The sequence below is a fragment of the Defluviimonas sp. D31 genome (assembly GCF_033436765.1).
GTDB lineage: Bacteria > Pseudomonadota > Alphaproteobacteria > Rhodobacterales > Rhodobacteraceae > Albidovulum.
The window spans coordinates 222,132-248,011 of record NZ_JAWQFN010000001.1 but is presented as its reverse complement, the minus strand read 5'-3'; the positions used below and the strand labels follow the sequence as shown (position 1 = coordinate 248,011).

Below are 25,880 nucleotides of genomic sequence, written 5' to 3'. Positions count from 1 at the left end.
GTGCCGTTCAACATCCTCGTCGCGGTCTGCCTCGTCTATGTCTGCCTTCTGTTCCTCGTCGCCTTCGTGGCCGAACGGCGGGCGGAACGCGGCAAGGCGGGGTTCCTGCGTTCGCCGCTGGTCTACACTCTGTCGCTGTCGATCTACTGCACCGCCTGGACGTTCTACGGCGCGGTCGGCTACGCCGCGCGCTCGGGGCTCGAATTCCTGACGATCTATCTCGGGCCGACGCTGGTGCTGATCGGCTGGTGGGTTCTCCTGCGCAAGCTCGTCAGGATCGGCCAGAGCCAGCGCGTGACCTCGATCGCCGACCTTATCTCGTCGCGCTACGGAAAGTCGAACCTCCTCGGCGTCATCGTGACGGTGATCTGCGTCGTCGCGGCGACGCCCTATATCGCGCTGCAATTGCAGTCGGTGACGCTGTCGTTCGGGGTCTTCGCCTCGGGCACGCCGGAGGGCTGGGCGCTGCCGAACCAGAGCGCCACCGCGCTCTGGGTGGCGGCCGGGCTCACGGTCTTCACGATTCTCTTCGGCACCCGCAATCTCGACGCCAACGAACGCCATCACGGTGTGGTCATGGCGATCGCGCTCGAGGCGGTGGTCAAACTCGTGGCATTGCTGGCGGTCGGCATCTTCGTGGTCTGGGGCGTGGCTGGCGGCTGGGCCGATGTCGCCGCGCGCATCGACGCCTCGCCGATCGGCGACTGGCCGCTGGTGCCCGGGCGCTGGATCGGGCTGACCCTGGTCTCGGCCGCCGCCATCGTCACGCTGCCGCGCATGTTCCAGGTCATGGTCGTGGAAAATTCCGACGAGCGCCACCTCGCCACCGCCTCCTGGGCCTTCCCGCTCTACCTGATGCTGATGAGCCTCTTCGTCGTGCCGATCGCGGTCGTCGGCCTCTCGGTCCTGCCCGAGGGCGCCAATCCCGACCTCTTCGTGCTGACGCTGCCCCTGGCCGAGGGCAAGGGCAAGCTCGCGATGCTCGCCTTCCTCGGCGGGTTCTCCTCGGCGACCTCGATGGTGATCGTGGCGGCGATCGCGCTCGCGACGATGGTGTCGAACCATGTCGTGGCGCCGCTCTGGCTGTCCTTGCGGGCCGGGGGCGCCAAGGCGCCGGGCGATGTGCGCGGGCTGGTCTTGATGTCGCGGCGGGTCTCGATCGCGGCGATCCTGGCGCTCGGCTACATCTATTACAGCCTCTCGGGCGGCTCGGCGGCGCTCGCCGCGATCGGGCTCATCGCCTTCGTCGGCGTGGCGCAGATCCTGCCGGCGATGCTCGGCGGCCTCTTCTGGCGCGGCGCGACCCGGATCGGCGCGGCCCTTGGTCTCACGACGGGATTCCTCGTCTGGCTCTACACGCTCTACCTGCCGTCGTTCGGCGCCGGCGGGCTCCTTTCCGCGGCGGTCCTCGCCGATGGGCCCTGGGGGATCGGCTGGCTGCGGCCGCAGGCGATGTTCGGGGCGCATGGGCTCGACCCCCTGATGCATGCGGTGTTCTGGTCGCTCGCGCTCAACACCTTCACCTTCGTCGCTGGCTCGCTCGTGACTTTCCCCGGACCGGTCGAGCGGATGCAGGGTCTCGCCTTCGTCAACGCCTTCGACCACGATCCCGGCGCGCGGGGCTGGTCGCGCGGCGGCGCCGAGGCCGAGGATCTCCTGACCATGGCGCAGGGCATCCTCGGCGCCGAGGAGGCGCAGGAGTTCTTCCGGACCTGCGCCGAGGCCCAGGGCAAGGCCGGCTTCCTGCCCGACACCACCGCCGACTTCATCGAGCGGCTCGAGCGCCGGCTCTCGGGGGCGGTCGGCTCGGCCACGGCGCATGCCATGGTCGCGCAGTTCGCCGAGGGCGCGGCGGTGTCGGCGCAGGATCTCCTGGCGGTCGCCTCCGAGGCGCAGCAGATCCTCGAATATTCGACCCAGCTCGAAGCCAAGTCCGAGGAACTGGAGCGGACCGCGCGCCAGCTGCAGGAGGCCAACGAGAAGCTCAAGGATCTCTCGGTCCAGAAGGATGCGTTCCTGAGCCAGATCAGTCACGAACTGAGAACGCCGATGACCTCGATCCGGGCGTTCTCGGAGATCCTCAAGGATCCGGACCTGCCCGACGAGATGCAAAAGCAATATGCCGGGGTCATCCATGACGAGACGATCCGGCTGACGCGGCTTCTTGACGACCTGCTCGACCTCTCGGTGCTGGAGAACCGCAAGGTCAAGCTCGACGTCAAGGTGGCGAACCTGCACGACCTGATTTCGAAGGCGGTGCGCTCGGCGTCGAACACGAGGCCGGAGCGGAGCTTCGTCATCCACCGCGACCAGCCGACCGAGCATATCCCGGTGATCACCGATACCGACCGGCTGGTGCAGGTCTTCATCAACCTCGTCTCGAACGCGCGCAAGTATTGCGACGCCGAGCGGCCGGAGCTGACGATCAACGCGCGGCGGCGGGGCAACCGGATCATCGTCGATTTCATCGACAACGGCTCGGGCATCCCGAAGGCCTCGCAGCGGCTGATCTTCGAGAAGTTCGCGCGGCTGACCGATACCGCGCGGGCGGGCGGTGCCGGGCTCGGGCTGGCGATCTGCCGCGAGATCATGGCCAATCTCGGCGGCACCATCGCCTACCTGCCCGGTCAGGGCGGCGCGGCCTTCCGGGTCTCGTTGCCGACCAAGCCTGAGACCAGGGCACAGGAAGCCGCCTGAGGCGGCGCGGATTCAGTCTTTGGTAACTCTGTTCTGCGACGGTCGCCCGGAAAGCCCGCGGCCCATCGCGGCGGGGACGGAGGCATGAGCGAGCGCGCGCCAGAGTCAGTCTTGAAGCGGAAGGCCGGGGCGGGCAGGGCGGCCGCCGGCGCGCCCGCCCCCACGCCCGCGCGGATCTTCGGGCTGGCCTTCGCCAAGGCGGCGCAGGAGATGCTGAAGCTCTCGGTGGCGGTCGATGAGGCCAGCGAAACGCGGATGTCGGCGGCCGAGATTTCGGAGCGGTTGCCGGAACGGGCGCTCCTGGCGGTGATCGAGGGGCCGGGCGAGGGGCTCGGTCTTGTCGTCCTGTCGGCCGAAACCCTGGCGAGCCTGATCGAGATCCAGACCACCGGCCGGATCGGCGGCCCCGAAGTCGCGGCACGGCGGCCGACCCGCACCGATGCGGCGATGTCGGCGCGGTTCCTCGACGGGATCCTCGGCACCGCGGAGACGCTTCTCGAGGCCGATCCGGCGCTGAGCTGGGCGGGCGGATTCCGCTACGCCTCGTTTCTCGAAGACCCGCGCACGCTCGCGCTCATCCTCGAGGAGCCGGCCTATCGCGTGGTCACGCTCACGCTGCGGTTCGGCGCGGAGGCCGCGCGCCGGGGGACGCTTCTGGTCACCCTGCCGGCCGAGGGGCGCGGGGCGGCTCCGGCGCCGCGCGGGTCCGCGATGGCGGATTCGGCGAGGGATGCCGCGGCGGCGCGGGCCTGGAGCGAACGGATCGAGGCGGCGGTGATGGGTGCCGGAACCGAACTCGAGGCGGTGCTCGACCGGGTCAGGCTGCCGCTCGCCGAGGTGCTGGCGCTGGAGCCGGGCGCGATGGTGACATTGTCGAAAGGCGCCCTATCGCGGCTCAGGGTAGAAGGACGGGGGCGGCGCCTCATCCTCTACGGCCGCCTCGGGCAGTGCCAGGGCAGCTACGCGGTGCGGCTGCATCTCGGCCTCGACGAGGCGGAGGCCGGCGCCGCGCTGCCCGCACCGTCAGCGCCGGGTCCTGCGGAGGGACCGGCCTGAACGCCGGAGTTTCGGGGGCGCGTGACGACGGCCGGGCGATTTGCGGCGCCCGGCGCAGGAGGCGGTGGGCTCCGGAAGGGACGGTCCGGGCGGGCGTCAGCGCGCGGCCAGAGCGTCGATATGGGGGCGGAACGGTTCGAGATTGTAGCCCCAGCGCGCCGCGGTCTCGATCAGGTCCGCAGTCGGGCGACGCCCCGCCTGGCTCAGCGCCCAGACGATCGAGGAGCGGTTGCCGGAGGCGCAATAGGCCAGGACCGGTCCCGTCGCCGAGGCGATCGCGTCGCGCTGCGCGGTCACGTTCTCGGCCGTGATCGCGCCGCCGATCACCGGATTGGCGACGAAGCCGATGCCCGCAGCCTCGACCACCGCCCGCAGCCGGTCGGTCTGCAGATCGGGAGGGATCTCGCCGTCCGGCCGGTTGTCGATCACGAGCACGAAACCCGCCGCCCGGATCGCTGCGACATCCTCGACGGCAATCTGCGGCGAGACGGCGTAGTCGGGGGTCAGTTGGCGGATGTCCATGATCTCTCCTCAGGCGGTGGTGCGCCGGCCGCTGCCGGTCCGCGGGCGGGGCGCCGGCGAACATACCGGGCATCGGTGGCGGAAGGAAGAGCCGACCGCGGGCATCGCCGCGGAGCGGCCAAGACCCCGTGGAAAGCGAATAAAAACCGCCTATCCGGGGGCAAGATCGCAGGATTGACTTGCATCAAGGCCGATAGGCACCCAGCCTGAATAGTAGAGACCGGGGATTGGTATAGGAGAGCCAGATGAAGTCCGTCGCCCAACGCAAGGTTGAGCTCGAAACACGCCGCGACGATCTGCAGGCGCGGATCGCCGAGATCGGCGCCGAGTTCGACAGCCACGAAGCCAAGGATTGGGAAGAGATGGCGACGGAGCGTGAGGCCGACGAGGTGCTGGAGGATCTCGGCCATTCGGCGCATCAGGAACTGCGTATGATCGAGGCCGCGCTGGTGCGGGTCGATGAGGACGAATACGGCTTTTGCGTTCAGTGCGGCAACCAGATCGCCGAGGAGCGTCTCGACCTTCTGCCCGCGACGCCGTTCTGCCGCAACTGTGCTCCGCGCAAGTAGGGTCGCGTGGGCAGCCTGTTGTTGCCAAGCCGCGCCTGAGCCGTAGAGTGGTGAGGAATACCGCTTCGCTAGAAGGGCAGGCATGACGGAAGAGGCAGGCATCGCCATCGGCGACGGGATCGCCACCATCACGCTCGACAATCCGCCGGTGAACGCGCTCGGCGCGGGCTTGCGCGCCGGACTGATGGCCGCGCTCAGGGCCGCGCTCGACGATCCCGGAGTGCGGGTGATCGTGCTCACCGCGGCGGGACGGACCTGGCCCGCGGGTGCCGATATCCGCGAATTCGGCCATCCGCCGGTGGCGCCCCTGCTGCCCGAGGTCTGCCAGGCGGTCGCCGGCAGCGCCAAGCCGGTGATCGCCGCGCTGCACGGCACGGTGCTCGGCGGCGGGCTGGAGCTTGCGCTCGCGGCGCGGGTGCGGCTCGCCGAACCGGGCACCGAGCTCGGCCTGCCGGAGGTCACGCTCGGGATCCTGCCGGGCGCCGGGGGCACCCAGCGGCTGCCGCGGCTCATTGGCGCGAAGCAGGCTTTCGGGCTGATGCTGAGCGGGCTGCCGATCGGTGCGGAACGGGCGATGGAGCTTGGCCTCGTCGATGCGGTGACCGAGGGCGGATCGTCGGCGGCGGCCGAACGGCTGGCGCGGGCCTATCTCGCCGGCGAGGCGGAACTGCCCGAGGCCGAGGAGCGGCGCCGCGGCCGGGCCGATCCGGGCGCCTGGCTGACGGCGGTGGCCGAGGCGAGGGCGAGGCTTGGCGATCCGCGGCTGCCGGCGCCGGGGCGGATCATCGACTGCGTCGAGGCGGCGCTGCTCCTGCCCGAGGACGAGGGCTTCGCCTTCGAGCGCGCGGCCTTCGAGGACCTCGTCGCGACGCCGGAGGCGGCGGCTCTGCGCCATGCCTTCCTCGCCGAACGCCGCGCGGCGAAGCAGCCCGACCTCGCCCATGTGGCGCCGCGCGAGATCCATCATGTCGGCGTCGTCGGCGCCGGGCTGATGGGGGCGGGCATCGCCACGGCGCTCCTTGGCGTGGGCTATGGCGTGACGCTGGTGGAGCGCGACGGCGATGCGCTCGCCGCCGGGCTCGCGCGCGTCGCGGCCCATCACGAACGGGCGGTCGCGAAGGGCCGGCTCAGCCCCGAGGCGCGCGAGGCCGAATGGGCGCGGATCGCCGGGGCGACCGAAATCGCGGCGCTCGCAAGGGCCGACCTGGTGATCGAGGCCGCCTACGAGGACGAGGCGGTGAAGGCGGGGATCTTCGCCGAACTCGACCGGGTGGCGCGGCCGGGCGCGATCCTGGCCACCAACACCTCCTATCTCGACGTCAACCGGATCGCGGCGGCGACGTCGCGGCCACGGGACGTGGTCGGGCTGCATTTCTTCTCGCCCGTGCAGGCGATGAGGCTCGTCGAGGTCGTCGTGGGAGCGGAAACCGCGCCCGATGTCATAGCCACCGCCTTCACGCTCGCCCGGCGGATGGGCAAGGTCGCGGTGCGCGCCGGGGTCTGCGACGGGTTCATCGGCAACCGGATCCTGACCGCCTATCGCACCGCTGCAGACTTCCTGGTCGAGGACGGTGCCTCACCATACGACGTCGACCGGGCGATGGTCGACTGGGGCTTTCCGCAGGGGCCCTACCAGGTGCTCGACATGGCCGGGCTCGACATCTCCTGGGCGCGCCGCAAGCGGCTCGAGGCGACCCGCGACCCGGCACGGCGCTATGTCGCGATCGGAGACCGGCTCTGCTTGGCGGGGCGGTTCGGGCGGAAGGCGGGCAAGGGCTACTACCTTTACCCCGAGGGCGCATGGCAGGGTGTCAAGGATCCCGAGGTCATGGCGCTGATCGCGGCCGAGCGCGAGGCGCGGGGCATCGTCGCGCGCGAGGTGACCGCGGCGGAGATCCAGGACCGGGCGCTCGCGGCGATGGCCAACGAGGGCGCGCGGATCCTCGAGGAGGGGATCGCGGCGCGGCCCTCGGACATCGACCTCGTGATGCTTCTGGGCTACGGCTTCCCGCGCTGGCGCGGCGGGCCGATGCTGGCGGCCGACCAGGCCGGATTGCTCGCCCTGCGCAACCGGCTCGTCGACTACGCCCGCGAGGAGGAGGCGTTCTGGCGCCCTGCCGCCCTCTGGGACGAGCTGATCAAGTACGGCCGTAAGTTCGCCGATCTGAACGACTGAGCTTCATGTTTCCGTAAATATCCCCGCCGGAGGCAAATGCCGCTGGGGCAGGACGCTCCGCGGGGGATATTTGGAGCAAGATGAAAGCGCCGGTTCAGCCGAGCATGATGCCGGCGACCACCATCATCAGCCCGAGCGCCGACAGCAGGAGGGCCGCGAAATTCAGTGTGACCGCGCGCTGCAGGCGGGCGCGGAGTTCGGGGTCGGGCAGGTTTTCGCGGCGGGCGCGGGCGACGCTCAGGATGCACCAGACGAGTGCGGCGAGCCCCGCGAACGTGACCAGCGCGCCGGTCCAGATGAGCCAGTCCATGGCGGTTCTCCCCTTGCCTCCGCCCGCCCTAGCGCGAAGCCGCCGGGAGGGCAAGGCCGGGCCTTGAAGCACCGCGCGCGAGCGTCTAGTCAGGATGCCGGCCCCCTAGAGGAGAATGCGTGATGAACCAGCCCGTGTCCGATGCCACCTACAACGTCGCCGCCGACGAGCTGCGCCAGTTCATCGAACGCTACGAGCATCTGGAAGCCGAGAAGAAGGACATCGCCGAGCAGCAGAAGGAAGTGATGGCCGAGGCCAAGGGGCGCGGCTACGACACCAAGGTGCTGCGCAAGATCGTCGCGCTGAGAAAGCGCGACAAGGACGACATCGCCGAGGAAGAGGCGGTGCTGGAGATGTACAAGGCCGCGCTCGGCATGGAGTGAGCCGGCCCCGGCCTTCCTCCCGGCGCGCGTCCGCGCGTCGTGCTATGCTCGGGCAGAGCATGAGCGAGGGAGGAAGCCATCACCAAACCGGTTTGCGCCATTCTCGGGGTCGGTCCCGGCAACGGGATGGCCTGCGCCCGGCGGTTCTCGGACGGCGGATATGCGCTCGGGCTCTGTTCGCGGCGCGGGCCGGATGCGGCGGCGCTCGCCTCGGTCGGTGACGCGCATGGCTATGCCTGCGACGTGACGGATCCGGATTCGCTCGCTGCGGCGCTGGCGGCGATCCGCGCCGATCTCGGGCCGATCGAGACGCTTATCTTTAACGCGGGATCGGCGCATTGGGGTGATATCGACGCGCTGGACGCCGACGCCCTGCGCCGCGATGTCGAGGTCAATGCGGTCGGTCTCTTCATGGCCGCGAAGGGTGTGCTGCCCGGCATGCGGGAGCTCGGGCGCGGCAATATCGTGGTGATCGGCGCGGGGGCTGCGCTGCGCGGGCGGCCCGGCACCATCGCCTTCGCGGCCGGAAAGGCGGCGCAGCGCTCGGTGGCACAGTCGCTCGCCCGCCAGCTCGGGCCGGAGAACATCCATGTCGCCTATCTCGTCCTGGACGGGGTCGTCGATCTCGCCACCACCAAGGCGCGGATGCCGGACAGGCCGGAGACCTTCTTCCTCTCGGCCGACGGCGTTGCCGAGGCCGCCTTCGCGGTGACCCGGCAGGACCGGCAGGCCTGGAGCTTCGAGCTCGATCTCAGGCCCTTCGGCGAGAGCTGGTAGGATCAGGGCTGGAGAAAGGTCACGCCCGGCATCGAAGCGATCTCGGCGCAGTCCTCCTCGTAGGCCGCGGTCATGGCGGCGACGAGCGCCTCGTCCCAGCCGGGCAGCGCGATCTCGACCTCGATCTCCTCGGGGCGGGCGAAGCGGTCGAGGAAGTCGGCGGTGATCTCGCGCCGCTCGGCGACCGTCGCGGGCGGATGCGCGTCGAGATGGGCCTTGAGTTCGGCGAGCCCGTCCTCGGTCATGATCGTCGCGAGCAGGTCGAAGTCACCTTCGAGCATCGCGTCGGGCCCGAGCCCGGCGAGGCCGCGCAGGATCTCCGGCCAGAGGAGCGGCGTGTCCTCGTTGCACCAGAGCGTAAGATGGAGGTCGGGGCGCTGGTCGAGCACGCGTTCGATCGCGGGCGCCCAGCGCAGCGCCATCGGGTCGGTGTCGCCCATGACCTCGTCGTAGCTGCGGTCCGCCGCGCGCTCGATCAGCGCCGGGACCAGCGTCGCGGGGTTGCGCAGCGCGAGGTGGAACTCGGTCTCGGCCTCGGGGAAGAGATTGGCATAGGAGGCGATGCGCATCGGCGCGGTGGCGTAGAAGACGCCGTCGGCGACGACGTTGACCGGAAAGCAGATCAGGCCGTCATGGCTGAAGACCAGCCTCTGCGCCGTCTCGGTCTCCATCACCGCGTCGAGGATGACCTGCTGGGCATCGGCGCCGGCATAGCCGCCCTTGAGCGACTTGGCCACCTTGGGCAGGAGCGTCCGGTACTGCCGCGAGGCGGGCACCGAGATGCCTTGCGCCTCGAGCGTGCCGCGATTCTTCAAAAGCGCCCGGAGGAGCCGTTCGTCGTCGGTGCAGTGCGCCCCGAGGTGATACACGATCTGCATGACGCCTGCCCGTTCCCACTCGCTTCCGGCGCCGACCCTATACGGGCTTGCTGGACAGGAAAACCGCTTTCCTGTAACCGCTGTGGTCATGGCCGAGCAAAACAGTCAAGCAATCGCGGGCGGGGAAATCGTGGCGGGCAGGGGCCGGGCGCGGGCGGCGGCGTCGCATGGTCCGAGAGCCGGAAGCGGCCTGTGGTCGGCCGGCGCGCTGGCGATCGCGGCGCTGGTGGTGATGCCGATCGTCGCGGTGCTGGTGCTTGCCTTCCATCCGACCGAGAACATCTGGCCGCATCTCCTGTCGACGACGCTGCCGCGCTATGCCGCGAACACCGCGATCCTGACGGTGGCGACCGGCGCGCTCGCGGCGGCGGTGGGGGCCGGGGCGGCCTGGCTCGTGACGATGTACCGCTTCCCGTTCTCGCGGCTCCTCGAATGGCTGCTGCTCCTGCCGCTCGCGATCCCGGCCTATATCGGTGCCTATGCGCTGGTCGATTCCCTCGACTATTCCGGCCCGGTGCAGGTTGCCTTGCGCGACACGATGGGCTGGACCTCGGCGCGCGACTACTGGTTTCCCGCGGTCCGCTCGCGCACCGGGGCGGTGATCGTCCTTGCCGCGGCGATGTATCCTTACGTCTACATGCTCGCCCGTGCCGCCTTCCGCGAGACCTCGGCGGCGAGCTACGAGGTCGCCCGCGCGCTTGGCGCGGGGCCGGTGGGGCTGTTCTGGCGGGTCGGGATGCCGCTCGCGCGGCCGGCGATCGCGGCGGGCGCCGCGATCGTGATGATGGAGACGGTGAACGATTTCGGCGTCGTCGACTTCTTCGCGGTGCAGACGCTGACGACCGGGATCTTCACGGTCTGGCTCGAAACCGGCAATGCCGGCGGCGCGGCGCAGATCGCCTGCGTGATCCTCGCGGTGATCCTCGCGCTGGTGGCGCTGGAGAAGGTCAGCCGGCGCAATTCGCGCTACTACCAGTCGGCGCGGCAGTCGCGGCCGGTGACGAAGATCGCGCTGACCGGCTGGGCGGGGCGGGTGGCGATGCTGCTTTGCGTGCTGCCGGTGGCGATGGGCTTCGTTCTGCCGCTCGGCGTGATCCTTGGCCATGCCTTCGACTCGCCCGATACCTGGCTCGGCGCCGGTCTTGGCCGGGCGTTTCTCAACACGCTGACGGTGGGCGGGGCGGCGGCGCTGCTGACCGTCACCGGCGCGCTCTTCATGGTCTACGGGGTGCGGCTCACGGGGCGGCGGCTGCCGAAGCTGGTGCTGCCGGTGACGACCATCGGCTATGCCGCGCCGGGCGCGGTGCTGGCGGTCGGCATCCTCATTCCGGTCGCGGCCTTCGACCACCGGGTGGCAGACGCTGTGCTGTGGCTCACGGGGCGCGATCCGGGCCTGATCCTCACCGGTTCTGCGGCAGCGATCGTCTTCGCCTACACGGTGCGCTTCTTCGCCATCGCCCAAGGCGCGACCGATGCGGCTTTCGGCCGGGTCTCGCCCTCCCTGCCGATGGCGGCGCGGTCGCTCGGCCGCACGGCGGGCGGCGCTTTGCGCGAGGTCTACCTGCCCCTGATGAAAGGCTCGGTCGGCACCGCGCTCCTGCTCGTCTTCGTCGACTGCGTGAAGGAGCTGCCGGCGACGCTGCTTCTGCGCCCGTTCAACTACGACACGCTTGCAACCCGCGCGCATGAGAAGGCGAGTCTGGAAAACATCGCCGAGGCGGCGCCGCCGGCACTTCTGGTGATCGCGGTGGGGCTGGTGGCGGTCGGGTTGCTCGCGCGCGCAAACCTCAGGGCTCGGACGCGGTGAGGGCCGCGCCGCCGCCCCGCGTGGTGATCGTGATGGGGGTGGCAGGGGCCGGCAAGTCGACGCTGGCCGCAGCGCTGGCCGCGACGCTCGGGGCGCGGTTCATCGAGGGCGACGCCTATCACCCCGAGTGCAACATCGCCGCGATGTCCGCGGGTCGGCCGCTCACCGACGACATGCGGCAGGGCTGGCTCGACCGGCTGGCCGCGGAGGCGGCGGGAACGCCGGGGCGCGTCGTCCTGGCCTGTTCTGCGTTGAAACGCGCCCATCGCGAGCGGCTCCGCGCCGGGATCGGCGCCTGCCGATTTCTTCATCTGGCCTGCGACCCCGGCGTCGCCGCCACCCGGATCGCCACCCGGCAGGGACATTTCATGGCGCCGTCGCTCCTGCCGAGCCAGTTCGCCGCGCTCGAGCCGCCGGCGCCTGACGAGGCGGACGCAGTGACGCTCGCCGCCGCTCTGACGCCGGGCCAACTCCTTGCCACGGCACTTCTGCATGTCGGATGAGGCTTGCGCGCGGGCGCGGGGAGATTTATCTCCACAGATGTGCCCCTATAGCTCAGCTGGTAGAGCATCTGATTTGTAATCAGGGGGTCGGGGGTTCAAGTCCCTCTGGGGGCACCATGGATTTCAAATGAGCCATGGCCGAACCCGGGTGATGGGGTTTGAGAAGGCGGCGTATCGTGGCGGGTGGCGGATCCTGCCAGAACCTCCAAAGGTGCGATAGGCCATGAAAGACGATACTTGCATCCTCCCCCACGCCAGCCGGAGTCTGTCATCGCTCCGCTGACATTGCCGGTCACTTCGGCATGCTGCCGATCTGCCCGGGCGTCTACTTATCCATCCAGAACGTCATGTACAGAACATCTCCGCAAGTATTCAGGAGCCCATGACCAGAGAATGTGACGCCAGTTCCCTCGGGGTCATCATGGCTGATGTAAGCTAGAAGCCGGGGACCCTCCAGTAGGCGCCGCCACCACGGAACGTCGCTTTTCTCCGAGTCGTCTGCCCACGGGTTTTTCTCCGGATCCGAAACAACACCGCAACACGCCGGATCTGCCGATTGCATCTGTTCGATGCTCGGTATTTCCAGGTTTCTTGCAGCAACCCACTTGTTTTGTATTGATGTTCGAAGCGTTGCCAGCAGTTCTTGATCTTGAAGTCGCCGCCCAAGTTGGGGGCAGTCAAAATCGGACTCACGCCATCCTTCAGATAATGTCAAACCAGGAGTTGCGATGATTAGCATCGCAAGCGCGCAGACGGAATGTGTTCGCAATTGAAGTCTTGTTCTCCGGCTATGCGCAGATTCGCCCAATCCAGCCAGAAGAAGCAAGATCGTCAGGGTATCGTCAACATGGACGATACACCTTTCGTTGTCTGACGCAGTGAATGACGGGGACTCTGCTGCACAAACCGTTGAGGGATTCAGCTTTAGAATCCAGTGTGGTAGCCGCGATGGACAAGCTCACCGACACCCCCGATCCACAAGACCGGGAACTGGCCAGCCTGTAACGAAGCGCTCAAGCGCCGCGGCTCGCTGACGATCTGGTTCGACTCCGAGAAGAGGTGGCATGCCGCGCCGTCAAGTCGTCGACCCCGCCGCAGCGGTCCGGTTCCGGCCGCGACGAACACCGGGATGGAGCCTGGATTGCAGCACCGGAAAGGCATCCTCAAGGAAGCGCCGGGCGGAGTTCCGTAAGCTTCTCTCACTTGAAGGGCTACTTCTTCCGGCCGCCGCCGTTGCCGCCTCCCTTGTCCTTTCCGCGACTCTTGTCCTTACCTTTGGCCTTACCTTTGGCCTTGTCCTTGCTCTTGCTCTTGCTCTTGCTGGCGCCGTTGCTATTGCCGCTGCTGCCATCATTGCTACTGCGGTCAGCCTTAGCGCTGCCGCTTCCGCCAGAGTTGCTGCCGCCGCTTGCGCCAGCGTTGCCGCCGCCGCCGCTTGCGCCAGAGTTGCTGCCGCCGCTTGCGCCAGCGTTGCTGCCGCCGCTTGCGCCAGCGTTGCTGCCGCCGCTTGCGCCAGAGTTGCTGCCGCCGCTTGCGCCAGCGTTGCTGCCGCCGCTTGCGCCAGCGTTGCTGCCGCCGCTTGCGCCAGCGTTGCCGCCGCCGCTTGCGCCAGCGTTGCTGCCGCCGCTCTTGCCGACGTTGTCGCCTCCGTTCCTGTTGACGTTGCTGCCGCCGCTCCTGCCGACGTTGCTGTTCCTGTCGATATTGCCGCGACCGATCGCTTCCGTCCTGTCGCTGCCGCCGCGGTTCCGGTCGACCCGGACGTTTTCAGTTCGTTCTTCGCCGACACGTCCGCTCGTGATCCAGAGGATGAGCGGCTTGGACCTAGGTACGATGCTCGCGGTGGGGGCAGCGAGATCCGCATCCGGGGCTGCTCCCGATCCGGTCCGGCTCGGCGCGGTGCGATACTGGTCGGCGGAACTTCTGGGTCGCGCGGCGGCGAGGGTGGCCGGCGCTGCCGCCGCTTCCGGTTCGGCCCGGCTCGGCGCAGTGCGATACTGGTCGGCGGAGCTTCTGGGACGCGCGGCGGCGAGGGTGGCCGGCGCTGCCGCCGCTTCCGGTTCGGTCCGGCTCGGCGCGGTGCGATACTGGTCGGCGGAACTTCTGGGCCGCGCGGCGGCGAGGGTGGCCGGCGCTGCCGCCGCTTCTGGTTCGGTCCGGGGCGGCGCGGTGCCGAGCAGCGTATCGGCCCGTTCCCTCAGATCGGCGAGCCGGATTTCGAGCGGCGTGCCGGGTTCGGTCAACTGGGCAGCGCCGCCGATCGTCGCGAGAAGGATCAGCGCGATGGCTTCCAGGCGCCAGCCCGGCGAACGGGACGCGGAGGCAAGTGCCGGTTCTTCGGATTCTGTCCCGGTCGCGGGAGCCGGTGCGGCGTCCGCGACGGCCGTCGGTTCCGAAGTGACCAGCGCTTCGGTCAGAATGAGCGGTGGCGGATCCAACTGCCTTGGGGCGCCAGAACGCCCCAGGATCGACGCGAGCACGGTGGCGGGGGCGTCGGGATCGGCAGACGGAGCGACAGGATGCTGCGAGCCCGACTTGGGCGGAACCGGGGGCGAAACTGAGGTCAGGCTTCGATTTTGCGACAAAGCCTGCGGCGCTGGTGGTGGGTCGGCGCGTTTGGGCGTCATGTCCCCGGACGTCATTCCCCGCGACGGGCGCGCTGCGGCGATGTTCGCGGCCTGGACCGGGCTCAGGTGGATCCGACCGAGCGCCTGCCGGGGGGGCTGGACCCGATAGCCCCCGATGGCGGCGCCAATCTTCTGCGCCACTCCGTTGGTCTGCGCGAAGATTTCCTTCAGCGCCGCGGCGTCAATGTCATCCGGGCGCCCTCCGGCGGCCTTCACGACGTGGCGGACGTAGGCGGCCGTGTCCTCCTCGGTCATCGGGCCAAGCTCGAAGCTTGGACCCACGAGATCGTGCGCGCGGCGATCGACCCAGCCGTGAAGAGGCCGCGAGCCGACGAGGACGAGCTTTAGGCGCGGCCCCTCGTCGAGGCCGCCGGTGGCGAAATAGCACAGTGCAGAGAGCGCCTCTTCCGACAGCCGGTCGGCGTCGTCGACGATCAGAAGCGGAGCGGAGCCATCGGATCCCGCGGATGCAAGGAAGGTCGCGAGACCGGCGCAATTCAGGTCGCGCCGACCGGGCTCATGGGGTTTTCCGAAGACGTTAAGCACCCCGGCGCAGGCATCGTCGGAGAGCGCGGCGGGATCCGGGACGATCCGGATGAGGCGTTCACTCTTCTCGCGCCGGGCGAGTTCGCGGATCAGGGTCGAGCGGCCGGTGCCCGGATCTCCGGTGAAGATGGTGAGCGGCGCGCGGTTCTTGGCCGCGAAGTCGAGCCGGTCGAAGGCGAGCCGGTGAGCCTTGCTCCAGAAGATTTCGTGCCCGTCATCCGATGCGGAGAAGGGGCTTCTCTTGAGTTCTGATACTGCTTTGTGCGCGAACAACTATCCCCCTCCGAACTGGCAAGGCGTGGACGTCATCCCTCGGTGGCGAGCGGTCGGGCGGGTCGCGCAGGGCGTCTTTCACAACGCCAAACGGCGGACTGACTCCGCCGTTCCATTTCTGCCGTTTCGCCGCAATCCTCTGTATCGGGTCTAAGCGCCCGATTAACACCATGGCACTCCTTGGTGCCGTTCCCCCATATGCAGTCTGCCAGAAAGAGGAGCGAAAATCCAGCCGCGCACGGGGCCGTGCGCGGCTGGCTGCTGCCCGGTCAGGTCCTGAGCACCCGGTAAACGGCCGGGATCACCAGCACCGTCAGGAGCGTCGAGGAGGCAAGCCCGAAGAGAAGCGAGATCGCGAGGCCCTGGAAGATCGGGTCGGTCAGGATCACCGCCGCCCCGATCATCGCCGCGAGCGCGGTCAGCAGGATCGGCTTGAAACGGATCGCGCCGGCTTCCAGCAGGATCTCGGTCAAGGGGCGGTCCCGGTCCGGTGCGTGGCGGATGAAGTCGACCAGGAGGATCGAGTTCCGCACGATGATGCCGGCGAGCGCGATGAAGCCGATCATCGAGGTCGCAGAGAACGGCGCGCCGAACAGCCAGTGGCCAAGCAGGATGCCGATGAACGTGAGCGGGATCGGCGTGAGGATCACCAGCGGCACCTTGAACGAGCCGAACTGTGCCACGACGAGGATGTAGATGCCCAGAAGCGCCACGCCGAAGGCCGCGCCCATGTCGCGGAAGGTCACCCAGGTCACCTCCCATTCGCCGTCCCAAAGAAGCGTGGGGGCGCTTTCGTCCCCGGGCTGGCCGTGGAGCGCCACCACCGGTTTCGGCAGGTCGGTCCAGTCCTGCGCGTCGAGCGCCTCCTGCACGGCGAGCATGCCGTACAAGGGCGCCTCGAAATCGCCCGCGAGCTCCGCTGTCACCATCTCGGCCGCGAGGCCGTTATGGCGGAAGATCGGGTAGGAGGCGCGTTCCTCGGTCACGTCGACCACGTCGCCAAGCTCCACCACGCCGCGCGCGCCGGGCAGCACGTTCGCGGGGATCGGCGTCGTGAGGAACGTTTCGTCGAGCGTGCGCTCGCCCTTCGGCCGTTCCACCCGGATCGGGATCGGCTGGCGGCCTTCGCCGCGATGGGAATAGCCCACCGTCGTGCCGCCGTTCAGGATCGCGATCGTGTCGAGCACGTCGGATTCCTGGACCTGGAAGAACTCGGCATTGTCGGTCGAGATCGTGGTGCGGAGCCGCCGCGCGGGATCGCCGTAGGAATTGTCCACGTCGACGATGTAGGGAACCGAGCGGAAGGCGGCCTCGACCTTCTCGGCGACCTGGCGGCGGGTCTCGGGGTCGGGCCCGTAGATCTCGGCCAGAAGCGTCGCGAGCACCGGCGGGCCGGGGGGCGGTTCGACGGTCTTGAGCGAGGTGCCCTCGGGCACCGGCAGCGCCATGATACGCTCGCGGATCTCCAGCGCGATCTCGTGGCTGGTGCGGTCGCGTTCGCCCTTGGGCAGGAGGTTGATCGCGACCTCGCCCATCTCGGGGCCGGAGCGCAGGTAGGAGTGCCGCACGAGGCCGTTGAAGTTGAAGGGGGCCGCCGTGCCGGCATGGGTCTGGACCGAGCGGACCTCGGGCAGGTCGAGGACCGCGCGGGCGACGGACTGGGCGACGGCGTCGGTCGCCTCGACCGGGGAGCCCTCGGGCAGGTCGATGGTCACCTGAAGCTCCGACTTGTTGTCGAAGGGTAGGAGCTTCACGGTCACGTTCTTGGTGTAGAAAAGCGCTAGCGAGCCGAAGGTGAGGACGAGGACCACGCCGATGAAGCCCCAGCTCCGCGCCTTGGAGGCGAGGATCGGCTTGGCGACGGTCGTGTAGGCGCGGCCGAGAGGGCCGCCCTGGCCGCCATCCTCGTGCCCATGCGTTGGCGCCTTCCCGGCGACCTTGAGCATCAGCCAGGGCGTGACCATGACCGCGACGAAGAAGGAAAAGATCATCGCCGCCGAGGCATTGGCCGGAATCGGGCTCATGTAGGGGCCCATGAGACCAGAGACGAAGAGCATCGGCAGAAGTGCTGCGACCACGGTCAGCGTCGCGACGATGGTCGGGTTGCCGACCTCGGCCACGGCGTCGATGGCGGCTTGGCGGCGGTCGCGGCCGTCGTGCATGCCCCAGTGCCGCGCGATGTTCTCGATCACCACGATGGCGTCGTCGACGAGGATACCGATGGAGAAGATCAGCGCGAAGAGCGAGACGCGGTTCAGCGTGTAGCCCATCAGCCAGGAGGCGAAGAGGGTCAAGAGGATCGTGACCGGGATCACCACCGCGACGACGACAGCCTCGCGCCGGCCGATCGTCGCCCAGACTAGGGCGATGATCGACACTGTGGCAAGGCCGAGGTGGTAGAGCAGCTCATTCGCCTTCTCGTTGGCGCTCTCGCCGTAGTCGCGGGTCACCTCGACCTCGACGTCGTGAGGGATGAGCGTGCCTTCGAGCGCATGGGCCTTGTGGAGGATCGCTTCGGCGACGGTGACCGCGTTGGAGCCGGCACGCTTGGCTACCGCGAGCGTGACCGAGGGACGGCGGAGAAGGCCTTCCGCGGTCCTGGTGACGGTGGCCACGCGCAGCTCCTCGGCTCCCGCGGCGAAGCTCACATCGGCCACGTCGCGGACATAGACGGGGCGGCCGTCGCGGGTGGTGAGGAGAAGGTTGCCGATCTCCTGCGGCGAGCCGAGGGTCTCGCCGGCGACAAGCTCGATCTGCTCGCCGGCGTCGCGGAGATTGCCGACCGGGATCGCCCGGTTGGCGCCCTGGACCTTGCCGGCAAGCTGCTGCAGCGTGACGCCGTTCAGCGCCAGCCGCGCCGGGTCGGGGGCGATGCGGATGCGCTCGGCGGTCTCGCCGACGATGTAGGTGAGGCCCACATCGGGGATCTTGGCGATCTCGGTCCGGAGCTCGCGGGCGATGCGGGTGAGGTCGTTCGCGGTGACACGATCGGCGGCGGCCTCCGACGGCGAGAGCGTCAGGGACAGGATCGCCACGTCGTCGATGCCGCGCCCGACGATCAGCGGTTCGGGAATGCCGACCGGGATCCGGTCCATGTTGGCGCGGACCTTGTCGTGGACACGGAGCACAGCGGCGTCCGAGGAGGTGCCGACGAGGAAGCGCGCGGTGACCATGACCTGGTCGTCTCGGCTCTGCGAATAGACGTGCTCGACCCCGTCGATGCCCTTGACGATGGTCTCGAGAGGCTCGGTGATCAGCTTCACGGCGTCCGCGGCCTTCAAGCCATCGGCGCGGACGAGGATGTCGACCATCGGCACCGAGATCTGCGGCTCCTCCTCGCGCGGGAGCGAGACGAGGGCCACCAGTCCGAAGACGAAGGCGGCGATGAGGAACAAGGGCGTCAGCGGCGAGCCGATGAAGGCCCGCGTGAGTCCGCCGGCGATGCCGAGCTTGGTGTTTTCGGTTGTCATGGTGTGACCACGGTGTCGCCGGCCTCAAGGCCGGTCAGGATCTCGACCATCTCGGCGCCGTCCAGAGTGACGGTCTCGCCGAGGACGACGGCGCGTTCGGCTTCCTCGCCGGCCTCGGAGACGGTGACGAAGTCGATGCCCGAGCGCGTGGCCACGGCATCGGCGGGGATCACCAGCGCCTCGCGCGTCCCGACCGGCAGGCGGACGAGGACGCGGGCATTGACGAAGTCGGTTTCCAGCCCCGCGACCTCGACATCGGCGGTGACACGGCCGTTGTCGATCTGGGGATAGAGCTTGGCGATGCGGCCCTCCTTCTCCTCGCCGTCGGTGATGCGGATCGCATCGCCCTCGGCAAGGGCCGCCGCGTGGCGCTCGGGGATCGAGAGGCGCAGGAAGAAGCCGCCGCCGCCGATCGTGGCGACGGGCTCACCAGGCAGGATCACCGCTCCGGGCGTGACAGGCACGGTCAGGACGCGGCCCGCGGAGGGCGCGAGCACACGACCCTCGGAGGCTTGCTGGACCGAGATGTCGCGCTGCGCCTCGGTGGTCGAGATCTGGCCCCGGATCACATCGACGGAGGTGCGGAGCTGGTCGAGCCTTTGCACGGTTGCGACGCCGCGTTCGACCAGCGTCTCGCCGCGTTTCAGCTCGGTTTCGGCGGTGGCAAGCTGCGCTTGCAGCGCGGCGATCTGGGCGTCGTGGGCGGCGATCTGGAAGGCGATCTTGTCGTCATGGACGAGGGCGATCTCCTGGCCGGCTGAGACGAGATCGCCCTCGGTGACCGAGAGCGACTGGATCGTGCCGCCGATGCGCGCGCGGGCCGGGATCGTCTCCTTTGCCTCGATGCGGCCGTAGACGGCCTTCCACTCGGTCAGCGTCTCGGGAGCCAGCGTCAGCGACCCGGCAAGGGCCGGGCCGGTGGCGAGGAGAGAGGCGGCGATCAGCAGCGCGCGCATGGGTCCTTACCTTTCAGAATGCAGTGCCGGGCTTGACGCCGAGCTTGCGGAACACAATCGCGGCCGGGCAGAAGCCGGTAAAGGCCGATTGCAGGAGGTTCAGGCCGATGAAGACCGTGAACCAGACGAAATAGGGCGACACCCAGGTGGTGAGCGCCACCGAGAGCAGAACCATTGCGCCGGCAAAGGCAAGCATGGTGCGGTCGAGAGACATGGAAACCTCCTTCGATACTTTCGCATTCGCAAATATGAATGTGTTGTCGAGATTGCAAGGGCCATCGCGCGGATGGCCCTCGCGATCCGGTCAGGCCGCACCGTCTTCCGAGACGTTGATTTCCTTCAGCTTCTCGATCCCGAGCATGTGCAGCGCGAGCTTTTCGTAGAAGGGTTCGGACTTGCCGCTGCGGACCTTGTGGAGGAAATATTTCTCGAAGCCGATCTTGGCGGCGTGGACCCACTTGCCCGAGGACGACCAGTTGACGTTGCGCGGCGGGATCTGCGGCTGGGCGACGAAGGCCACGCCGCCATCGCCGAAATCGGCGAGGCAGACGGCGTTCCACGTTCCTTGCGCGTTGGGTGCCTTGCCCTCGATCAGCCGCGCGATGTTGTGGGTCGTCGCGGTCACCATGCTCTCGATCATGAAGCCGGTCTTCGGCACGCCGACCGGCACCGGGGTCTTGCCGACCGGCGGGATCGCGACGCAGACGCCGACCGCGAAGATCTCGGGGAAGGCCGGATTGCGCTGGTGCTTGTCGACGAGGATGAAGCCGCGCGGATTGGTCAGCCCCTCGATTTCGCGCACCGCGGCGACGCCGCGGAAGGCGGGCAGCATCATCGTGTAGACCTGCGGAACTTCATGCGTCGCGGCGACGGTGCCGTCCTCGGCGATCTCTGAGACGTGGAGCTTGCCGGCCTCGACCTTGTCGACGCGGGCGTTGCAGATCCACTTGATGTGATGCTGGCGCAGCTCGCTTTCGAGCAGGCTCTTGGTGTCGCCGACGCCGTCGAGCCCGAGATGGCCGATATAGGGCTCCGAGGTGACGAAGGTCATCGGCACCCGGTCGCGCACCTTGGCGTCGCGGAGCGCCTTGTCGAGGATGAAGGCGAATTCGTAGGCCGGGCCGAAGCAGGACGCGCCCTGAACGGCGCCGATCACCACCGGGCCGGGATTGGCGACGAGCTTGTCGAAGGCGGCCTTGGCCTGAAGCGCATGGCCGACCTGGCAGACCGACTGGGTCTCGGCGCCCGGCCCGAAGCCCTCGATCTCGTCGAAAGCGAGGTCGGGGCCGGTGGCGATGACGAGGTAGTCGTAGTCGAGCGTGGCGCCGTCGGTCAGCTCGATGCGCTTCTGGTCGGGATGGAGCCGTCGGGCGCCCTGCGGATGCAGCGCGATGTCGCGGCGGGCGAGGACCGGGGCGAGGTCGACCTCGACCGAAGCCTGGTCGCGCCAGCCGACCGCGACCCAGGGGTTGGAGGGGACGAAGTGATACTTCGTGCCGAGCGTGACGACCGCGATGCGGTGCTCCTTGCCGAGTTTCTCGCGCAGCTCGTAGGCCATGATCGTGCCGCCGAGACCGCCGCCAAGAACGATGATCTGTGCCATGTCCGTGTCTCCTCCTGGTCCCGACAGCGGGCGCTTGCCTCCTGAAGCCCGCCGCGGGACGGTGTTGAACCGCCATGCGGCCGGCGGATGCCAGGAGCGGCGGCGATGCAAGTTACATACACATATCGATATATGAATGTAAATGCTCGGACCGCAAGGGTGCGACGATCTTTCCGGGTGGTTTTCTCGCGTGGACGGGGTGTCTCGCAGGGTCCGGGTTCGCACCGACCAGGCACGGCAGCGACGGGCTTGTGCCGGGCGCTGGTATCCGGTCGCCTGCTATCGGAAGGTTGCAGAGGGGGCCGGCTTTAAACGCCTATGGTCCGCGTTAGGGCCGGCAGCAAGATTGGGCGGCGATCAGTCCGCGCAGTCCGTGGCGCAGAACATGTCGTAGAGCAGCCCGATCACGCGCTCCGTACGGCGGTCGCTCAGCGAGTAGTAGATCGCCTTGCCATCGCGGCGGGTCGTGACCAGCCCCTCGAGGCGCAGGCGGGCGAGCTGCTGGCTGACCGCGGCCTGGCGCGAGGACAGGAGCTGTTCAAGCTCGGTCACGGATTTCTCGCCGGAGGAAAGATGGCACAGAATCATCAGCCGTCCTTCATGGGCCAGTGCCTTGAGAAAGGCCGAAGCCTCCTCGGCGCGGGTGACCATGTCATCCGGCGCAACGCCGCTTTGCGGCGCATCCTGGTCCGATACGGATTGAAGATCGTGGTCGTTCAAGGTGTTCTTTCCCATTCGCCTTGTTGAATATAGGATGGATCCCGCGCGCTTGCCAGTGCTGCTTTGCGGCGTCGGGCGCGTCGTCAGTCGTGGTGCAGGAAGTCGCCATAGCGGCCGCCCCAGAACAGGAGCGGCTCGCCCGGACGCATCGCGGCGCGCAGTACCCGGCCGACGAGAATCGCGTGGTCGCCGCCGTCATGGGCGGCATGGGCCGCGCAATCGAAGCGCGCGAGGCAGCCGGGCAGGAGCGGCAGGCCGTCCGGCGTCGTCCCGGTGTCGAGGCCGTCGAAATCGCCGCCCGCGCGCGCGAAGCGCCGGCAGAGCTCTAACTGGTCGGCGGCGAGCACATGGATCGCGTAGAACGGTGCCTCGGCGAAGGCCTGGAACCGGGCCGAGCTGCGGGCAGGGCACCAAAGCACGAGCGGCGGGTCGATGGAGACCGAGGTGAAGCTGTTGGCGGTGATCCCGACCGGCCCCCGCGACCCGAGCGCGGTCACCACCGTCACGCCGGTGGCGTAACGGCCGAGCGCAGCACGAAAATCGCGCCCGCCGGCGGGGTCTGAAGTGATGTCTCCCATGGTCGTCCTGCCGTTTCCGGTACCGGTACCGGCCGAGGCCGGTGTTCGCGGCGACAGGAAAACCATATTCGCGGCCGAAAGGCCACCCGGCTCAGGCGTTCCCGGTTGCGGACCGGTTCAGGCCTCGTCCTCGCCGGTGTCGATCAGCCAGCCGCCGGGGCCGGCGATGTGGTCGGGAAGCCCGACAATCATCAGTTCCCGCAGGATCAGGCACGCGAGGATGCTCGCGACGATCTCATCGAACGAAATCTGGCTCAGAAAACCCATGTCACTCTCTCCCTCCACATGGGATGACTGTCGCGGTCAATCCGGGCGCGAATTGGGCGGGCGAGAGGCATTTCGCCGCCATTGTCGGGGCCGGATCGCCGCTGTGGCCGGCGCGCGACGGTTACCGGGGCCGCCGCGGCGCGGGATCGGCGCCGCACTTGTCCTTTCGCCTCCGCGTCCCTATGTCGCCCCCGTCGACACTATTGCCGCCCGGGCCTCTCCCCGCGCCGCGGCCGGAGCGCATGATGACCACAGCCCTTCACTATTTCCGCTGGGCCTTTCTCGCCACGCTGGCGGGCCTCGCGGGAGCGTTCTGGCTTGGATGGGGCTACAGCCACAACCTCAGCGGCGCGATGAGCTTCCTGCTGATCGGCTCCGTTCTCGCGGTGCTGGAGATCTCGCTGTCGTTCGACAACGCGATCGTCAACGCCAACAAGCTCAAGGAAATGACGCCCGAATGGCAGCGCCGGTTCCTGACCTGGGGCATCCTGATCGCGGTGTTCGGGATGCGGATCGTCTTCCCGCTCCTGATCGTGGTCGTCGCGGCCGGAATCGGACCCTGGGAGGCGGTCCATCTCGCGGCCGCGCGCCCGGACGAATACGCCCGCATCATCGGCGGCGCGCATCTGTCGATCGCAGCCTTCGGCGGTACCTTTCTGATGATGGTCGCGCTCAACTACTTCATCGACGAGGGCAAGGAGGTCGACTGGATCCGCACGCTCGAATGCCAGCTCCGGCGCTGCGCCTCGATCCGGGGGCTGGAGATCGCGCTGGTTCTGGCGGTGGTGATGGTGTTCTCGGCGGTCATGCCGTCCGATGACCGCGCGCGGTTCCTATTTGCGGCGATCGGCGGACTGCTGGCCTTTCTCGGCGTCGAGGTGCTGGGCCATGTGCTCGATTCGCGGCAGCGGGCGCTGAGTGCCGCCGCGCATGGCGGGCTCGGGGCGTTCCTCTATCTCGAGGTGCTCGACGCATCGTTCAGCTTCGACGGCGTGATCGGTGCCTTCGCGCTGACCCAGAATCTGTTCCTGATCGCGATCGGCCTCGGCATCGGGGCCATGTACGTGCGCTCGATGACGATCATGCTGGTGGAGCGGCAGACGCTGGCGCAGTTCCGCTTCCTCGAGCATGGCGCGTTCTACTCGATCCTCGTGCTCAGCGTGATCATGTTCGGCCAGACGCTGTGGCATATCCCCGAGCTGGTGACCGGGGTGCTCGGCTCCAGTTTCATCGGCGTCGCGCTTGTGTCCTCGATCCTCTACAACCGCCGCCAAAACGAGGCCTGAGCCCCGTCGGGGTGCCGCCTCGGGGGGCATCGAGCCCCCGCTCGGCGGCCCGGCGCCCGGACCGGCAGGCGGTGCGTCAGGCGCGGAAGGCGCCGGCGAGCGCATCCGCGGCCCGAACCAGCAGGCGCATGTCGATCCCGGTGGCGACGAAGCGGGCGCCGCGGTCGAGGCAGATGCGCGTGAAGGCGGCGTCCTGCGACAGAAGCCCGGCTGGCACGCCGATCGCGCCGAGGCGGTCGATGGCGGCGAGGATCGCGTCCCTAACCTCGGGGTGGCCCGATTGGCCCGGATGGCCCATCGAGGCGGCGAGATCGGCAGGGCCGATGAAGACCGCATCCACCCCCTCGGTGCCGGCGATTGCCTCGAGCCGGTCGAGCGCGGCGGCGGTCTCCACCTGCAGGACCAGGCAGATCTCGGCATCGGCCCGCGCCGCGTAGTCGGGCACCCGGCCGTAGCGGGCGGCGCGAGTCGTCGTCGCGACCCCCCGCAGCCCGAGCGGCGGGTAGCGCACCGCGGCGACGGCAGCCTCGGCCTCCTCGCGGCTCTGGATGTAGGGCAGGAGCAGGGTCTGCGCGCCCTGGTCGAGATGGCGCTTGATCAGCGCGGTGTCGTTGACCACCGGGCGGACGATGCAGTCAGTTGGGTAGGGGGCCGCCGCCTGAAGAAGCGGCAGCACCTCGGCGACCTCGACCGAACTGTGCTCGGTGTCGATCACCATCCAGTCGAAGCCCGCCCCGGCGAGAGCCTCCACGGCCATCGGGTCGGGAATCGTCGACCAGATCCCGAAGAGCGGATCGCTCCCGCGCAGGCGGCGCTTGAAGCGATTCTGCGGCAGGTCCACCGGCTCAGCCCTTCGCCAGCCGCGCCGCGCGCTCGACGGCGAAGGCGTAGCCCTGGACGCCCGCGCCCACGATCACGGCGTCGGCGCGGCGCGATACATAGGAATGGTGGCGAAACGTCTCGCGGCGATGGATGTTGGAGATGTGGATCTCGATCACCGGCCCCGTATAGGCATTGAGCGCGTCGAGAATGGCGATCGAACTGTGCGTGAAGGCGCCGGGGTTGATCACGATGGCCGCGGCGGTCTCCCGGGCTTCGTGGATCCAGTCGATGATCTCGTATTCGCGGTTCGACTGGTGGCAGACGACCTCGATCCCGTATGGTTTCGCCGTCGCTGCGCAAAGCGCCTCGACATCGGCCAGCGTCTCGCGGCCATAGACCTCCGGCTCGCGGGTGCCGAGAAGGTTCAGGTTGGGTCCGTTCAGGACGAGGATGGGCTTCATCGGTCCGGGTCTTTCACTCAGGGCAAGTTTGCGGCGATGATGGGCGAAAGCCCGCCGGCCCGCAACCGGGAGCGCGCCGCGCCGGGAGCGGTGATACCGAACGGTTTCAGTGTGTCGGGAGCAGTATTCCAGGCCGCCCTTCCGGTGTGATCACGCGGCCGTGAGCGGTGTCACGAGATACTTGCGGCAATGAACGGGACAGGTCAAATAATCGCAAGCGGTTCTCGAACCGCCGATTCCAGGGCAACTGCCCTTATCTGGAGAACAGACATAATGAAGATGTTCGCTTTGGCTCTCGGTGCGATGACCGTTTTCGCCGCGGCCGCCAACGCCCAGACCGTCGTGACGGATACCGACGGCAATGGCTCGTTCTCGATCGAAGAACTGACCGCTGCCTATCCGGACATGACCGCCGAAGTCTTCGCCTCGATCGACGCCAACGGCGACGGCGCGGTCGACGCGGACGAACTGGCCGCCGCCCGGGAATCGGGAATCATCGCCCCGTAACGCGCCGAGACTCTCATGTTCGGGACTGGCCCCGGGTTTTCCCGGGGTCTTTGCGTTTTCGGGTAGCGGATGCGCCGCCGGTAGCG

The 25,880-nt window shown here is 68.5% G+C and carries 24 protein-coding genes, 1 tRNA gene and 1 pseudogene; 12 read left to right on the top strand and 14 right to left on the bottom strand.

All coding sequences use genetic code 11. The annotated features are described in order from the left end of the window. Positions 1-2,697, top strand: a complete 2,697-nt coding sequence (locus R5H32_RS01185) for a sensor histidine kinase (protein WP_318337329.1) — start codon at positions 1-3, stop codon at positions 2,695-2,697. Between the two features lie 84 nt (positions 2,698-2,781). Next, positions 2,782-3,753 carry a FliM/FliN family flagellar motor C-terminal domain-containing protein gene (locus R5H32_RS01180; protein ID WP_318336852.1) on the top strand — a complete coding sequence of 324 codons (972 nt, stop codon included), beginning with the start codon at positions 2,782-2,784 and terminating at the stop codon, positions 3,751-3,753. Positions 3,754-3,849: 96 nt separating this feature from the next. On the opposite strand, the gene R5H32_RS01175 is transcribed toward R5H32_RS01180, so the two are convergent. Next, complete coding sequence (locus tag R5H32_RS01175) at positions 3,850-4,275, bottom strand: TIGR01244 family sulfur transferase (protein ID WP_318336851.1); 426 nt, start codon at positions 4,273-4,275, stop codon at positions 3,850-3,852. 245 nt (positions 4,276-4,520) lie between these two features. Here R5H32_RS01175 and R5H32_RS01170 point away from each other — a divergent pair, with 245 nt between their 5' ends. Next, positions 4,521-4,844: a TraR/DksA C4-type zinc finger protein gene (locus R5H32_RS01170; RefSeq protein ID WP_318336850.1), complete on the top strand. Its 324-nt coding sequence runs from the start codon at positions 4,521-4,523 to the stop codon at positions 4,842-4,844. Positions 4,845-4,926: 82 nt separating this feature from the next. Continuing rightward, the gene (locus R5H32_RS01165) at positions 4,927-7,020 is read left to right on the top strand and encodes a 3-hydroxyacyl-CoA dehydrogenase NAD-binding domain-containing protein (protein ID WP_318336849.1); all 2,094 of its coding nucleotides are present in this window, start codon (positions 4,927-4,929) and stop codon (positions 7,018-7,020) included. Between the two features lie 94 nt (positions 7,021-7,114). Here the strand turns inward: R5H32_RS01165 and R5H32_RS01160 are convergent, their stop codons facing one another. Further along, a complete protein-coding gene (locus tag R5H32_RS01160; RefSeq protein WP_263333075.1) occupies positions 7,115-7,330 on the bottom strand; it encodes a hypothetical protein in 216 nt (71 codons plus the stop codon). 122 nt (positions 7,331-7,452) lie between these two features. On the opposite strand from R5H32_RS01160, the gene R5H32_RS01155 reads away from it, so the two are divergent. Beyond that, positions 7,453-7,713: a DUF2312 domain-containing protein gene (locus R5H32_RS01155; RefSeq protein ID WP_263333073.1), complete on the top strand. Its 261-nt coding sequence runs from the start codon at positions 7,453-7,455 to the stop codon at positions 7,711-7,713. A gap of 78 nt (positions 7,714-7,791) precedes the next feature. Next, complete coding sequence (locus R5H32_RS01150) at positions 7,792-8,490, top strand: SDR family NAD(P)-dependent oxidoreductase (RefSeq protein WP_318337328.1); 699 nt, start codon at positions 7,792-7,794, stop codon at positions 8,488-8,490. A 2-nt stretch (positions 8,491-8,492) separates the two neighbouring features. Here R5H32_RS01150 and R5H32_RS01145 read toward each other — a convergent pair whose 3' ends face one another. After that, positions 8,493-9,368, bottom strand: a complete 876-nt coding sequence (locus R5H32_RS01145; protein ID WP_318336848.1) for a hypothetical protein — start codon at positions 9,366-9,368, stop codon at positions 8,493-8,495. A gap of 232 nt (positions 9,369-9,600) precedes the next feature. Between R5H32_RS01145 and R5H32_RS01140 the strand changes: the two genes are divergently transcribed. From R5H32_RS01140 to R5H32_RS01130, 3 genes are all read left to right on the top strand, one after another. After that, positions 9,601-11,175: an iron ABC transporter permease gene (locus tag R5H32_RS01140; RefSeq protein WP_318337327.1), complete on the top strand. Its 1,575-nt coding sequence runs from the start codon at positions 9,601-9,603 to the stop codon at positions 11,173-11,175. Then, the gene (locus R5H32_RS01135; protein ID WP_318336847.1) at positions 11,172-11,678 is read left to right on the top strand and encodes a gluconokinase, GntK/IdnK-type; all 507 of its coding nucleotides are present in this window, start codon (positions 11,172-11,174) and stop codon (positions 11,676-11,678) included. Before R5H32_RS01140 ends, R5H32_RS01135 begins: the two co-directional genes overlap by 4 nt. Before the next feature lie 41 nt (positions 11,679-11,719). Next, positions 11,720-11,795: transfer RNA gene (locus R5H32_RS01130), tRNA-Thr, on the top strand. A gap of 208 nt (positions 11,796-12,003) precedes the next feature. Here the strand turns inward: R5H32_RS01130 and R5H32_RS01125 are convergent. Then, positions 12,004-12,417 (bottom strand): hypothetical protein, encoded by a 414-nt coding sequence (locus tag R5H32_RS01125; protein WP_318336846.1) that lies wholly within the window; start codon positions 12,415-12,417, stop codon positions 12,004-12,006. A 234-nt stretch (positions 12,418-12,651) separates the two neighbouring features. Between R5H32_RS01125 and R5H32_RS01120 the strand changes: the two are divergent. Further along, positions 12,652-12,804: pseudogene (locus R5H32_RS01120) on the top strand (IS5/IS1182 family transposase); the annotation flags it as partial. An 85-nt stretch (positions 12,805-12,889) separates the two neighbouring features. Here R5H32_RS01120 and R5H32_RS01115 read toward each other — a convergent pair. The 8 genes from R5H32_RS01115 to R5H32_RS01080 all read right to left on the bottom strand — a co-directional run bounded on the left by R5H32_RS01115 (position 12,890) and on the right by R5H32_RS01080 (position 22,718). Continuing rightward, complete coding sequence (locus tag R5H32_RS01115; protein ID WP_318336845.1) at positions 12,890-15,124, bottom strand: ExeA family protein; 2,235 nt, start codon at positions 15,122-15,124, stop codon at positions 12,890-12,892. A gap of 269 nt (positions 15,125-15,393) precedes the next feature. Further along, on the bottom strand, positions 15,394-18,594 hold the full coding sequence (locus tag R5H32_RS01110; RefSeq protein ID WP_318336844.1) for an efflux RND transporter permease subunit: 3,201 nt from the start codon (positions 18,592-18,594) through the stop codon (positions 15,394-15,396). Beyond that, the gene (locus tag R5H32_RS01105) at positions 18,591-19,550 is read right to left on the bottom strand and encodes an efflux RND transporter periplasmic adaptor subunit (protein WP_318336843.1); all 960 of its coding nucleotides are present in this window, start codon (positions 19,548-19,550) and stop codon (positions 18,591-18,593) included. Before R5H32_RS01105 ends, R5H32_RS01110 begins: the two co-directional genes overlap by 4 nt. Before the next feature lie 13 nt (positions 19,551-19,563). After that, positions 19,564-19,764, bottom strand: a complete 201-nt coding sequence (locus tag R5H32_RS01100) for a DUF2892 domain-containing protein (RefSeq protein ID WP_318336842.1) — start codon at positions 19,762-19,764, stop codon at positions 19,564-19,566. Positions 19,765-19,854: 90 nt separating this feature from the next. After that, complete coding sequence (locus R5H32_RS01095; protein ID WP_318336841.1) at positions 19,855-21,153, bottom strand: NAD(P)/FAD-dependent oxidoreductase; 1,299 nt, start codon at positions 21,151-21,153, stop codon at positions 19,855-19,857. A 357-nt stretch (positions 21,154-21,510) separates the two neighbouring features. Continuing rightward, complete coding sequence (locus tag R5H32_RS01090) at positions 21,511-21,888, bottom strand: metalloregulator ArsR/SmtB family transcription factor (protein ID WP_318336840.1); 378 nt, start codon at positions 21,886-21,888, stop codon at positions 21,511-21,513. A 68-nt stretch (positions 21,889-21,956) separates the two neighbouring features. Further along, entirely contained in the window at positions 21,957-22,451 is a 495-nt protein-coding gene (locus R5H32_RS01085) for a flavin reductase family protein (RefSeq protein WP_318336839.1), read from the bottom strand. A 117-nt stretch (positions 22,452-22,568) separates the two neighbouring features. Next, positions 22,569-22,718: a hypothetical protein gene (locus tag R5H32_RS01080; protein ID WP_318336838.1), complete on the bottom strand. Its 150-nt coding sequence runs from the start codon at positions 22,716-22,718 to the stop codon at positions 22,569-22,571. 245 nt (positions 22,719-22,963) lie between these two features. Between R5H32_RS01080 and R5H32_RS01075 the strand changes: the two genes are divergently transcribed. Next, positions 22,964-24,004 (top strand): DUF475 domain-containing protein, encoded by a 1,041-nt coding sequence (locus tag R5H32_RS01075; RefSeq protein WP_318336837.1) that lies wholly within the window; start codon positions 22,964-22,966, stop codon positions 24,002-24,004. Positions 24,005-24,080: 76 nt separating this feature from the next. Here R5H32_RS01075 and R5H32_RS01070 read toward each other — a convergent pair whose 3' ends face one another. Both R5H32_RS01070 and aroQ read right to left on the bottom strand, forming a co-directional pair. Then, positions 24,081-24,845: an HpcH/HpaI aldolase family protein gene (locus R5H32_RS01070; RefSeq protein WP_318336836.1), complete on the bottom strand. Its 765-nt coding sequence runs from the start codon at positions 24,843-24,845 to the stop codon at positions 24,081-24,083. 4 nt (positions 24,846-24,849) lie between these two features. Further along, positions 24,850-25,287: a type II 3-dehydroquinate dehydratase gene (aroQ, locus tag R5H32_RS01065; RefSeq protein ID WP_318336835.1), complete on the bottom strand. Its 438-nt coding sequence runs from the start codon at positions 25,285-25,287 to the stop codon at positions 24,850-24,852. A gap of 273 nt (positions 25,288-25,560) precedes the next feature. Between aroQ and R5H32_RS01060 the strand changes: the two genes are divergently transcribed. Continuing rightward, on the top strand, positions 25,561-25,794 hold the full coding sequence (locus tag R5H32_RS01060) for an EF-hand domain-containing protein (RefSeq protein ID WP_318336834.1): 234 nt from the start codon (positions 25,561-25,563) through the stop codon (positions 25,792-25,794). The last annotated feature ends 86 nt before the right edge of the window (positions 25,795-25,880 follow it).

Excerpts from the sequence above, each read along its gene's own strand:
- R5H32_RS01180 (WP_318336852.1), top strand. The coding sequence starts at position 2,782 with ATGAGCGAGCGCGCGCCAGAGTCAGTCTTGAAGCGGAAGGCCGGGGCG.
- R5H32_RS01175 (WP_318336851.1), bottom strand. The coding sequence starts at position 4,275 with ATGGACATCCGCCAACTGACCCCCGACTACGCCGTCTCGCCGCAGATT.
- R5H32_RS01170 (WP_318336850.1), top strand. The coding sequence starts at position 4,521 with ATGAAGTCCGTCGCCCAACGCAAGGTTGAGCTCGAAACACGCCGCGAC.
- R5H32_RS01165 (WP_318336849.1), top strand. The coding sequence starts at position 4,927 with ATGACGGAAGAGGCAGGCATCGCCATCGGCGACGGGATCGCCACCATC.
- R5H32_RS01160 (WP_263333075.1), bottom strand. The coding sequence starts at position 7,330 with ATGGACTGGCTCATCTGGACCGGCGCGCTGGTCACGTTCGCGGGGCTC.
- R5H32_RS01155 (WP_263333073.1), top strand. The coding sequence starts at position 7,453 with ATGAACCAGCCCGTGTCCGATGCCACCTACAACGTCGCCGCCGACGAG.
- R5H32_RS01145 (WP_318336848.1), bottom strand. The coding sequence starts at position 9,368 with ATGCAGATCGTGTATCACCTCGGGGCGCACTGCACCGACGACGAACGG.
- R5H32_RS01140 (WP_318337327.1), top strand. The coding sequence starts at position 9,601 with ATGCCGATCGTCGCGGTGCTGGTGCTTGCCTTCCATCCGACCGAGAAC.
- R5H32_RS01125 (WP_318336846.1), bottom strand. The coding sequence starts at position 12,417 with ATGCTAATCATCGCAACTCCTGGTTTGACATTATCTGAAGGATGGCGT.
- R5H32_RS01110 (WP_318336844.1), bottom strand. The coding sequence starts at position 18,594 with ATGACAACCGAAAACACCAAGCTCGGCATCGCCGGCGGACTCACGCGG.
- R5H32_RS01105 (WP_318336843.1), bottom strand. The coding sequence starts at position 19,550 with ATGCGCGCGCTGCTGATCGCCGCCTCTCTCCTCGCCACCGGCCCGGCC.
- R5H32_RS01100 (WP_318336842.1), bottom strand. The coding sequence starts at position 19,764 with ATGTCTCTCGACCGCACCATGCTTGCCTTTGCCGGCGCAATGGTTCTG.
- R5H32_RS01095 (WP_318336841.1), bottom strand. The coding sequence starts at position 21,153 with ATGGCACAGATCATCGTTCTTGGCGGCGGTCTCGGCGGCACGATCATG.
- R5H32_RS01090 (WP_318336840.1), bottom strand. The coding sequence starts at position 21,888 with ATGGGAAAGAACACCTTGAACGACCACGATCTTCAATCCGTATCGGAC.
- R5H32_RS01085 (WP_318336839.1), bottom strand. The coding sequence starts at position 22,451 with ATGGGAGACATCACTTCAGACCCCGCCGGCGGGCGCGATTTTCGTGCT.
- R5H32_RS01080 (WP_318336838.1), bottom strand. The coding sequence starts at position 22,718 with ATGGGTTTTCTGAGCCAGATTTCGTTCGATGAGATCGTCGCGAGCATC.
- R5H32_RS01075 (WP_318336837.1), top strand. The coding sequence starts at position 22,964 with ATGACCACAGCCCTTCACTATTTCCGCTGGGCCTTTCTCGCCACGCTG.
- aroQ (WP_318336835.1), bottom strand. The coding sequence starts at position 25,287 with ATGAAGCCCATCCTCGTCCTGAACGGACCCAACCTGAACCTTCTCGGC.
- R5H32_RS01060 (WP_318336834.1), top strand. The coding sequence starts at position 25,561 with ATGAAGATGTTCGCTTTGGCTCTCGGTGCGATGACCGTTTTCGCCGCG.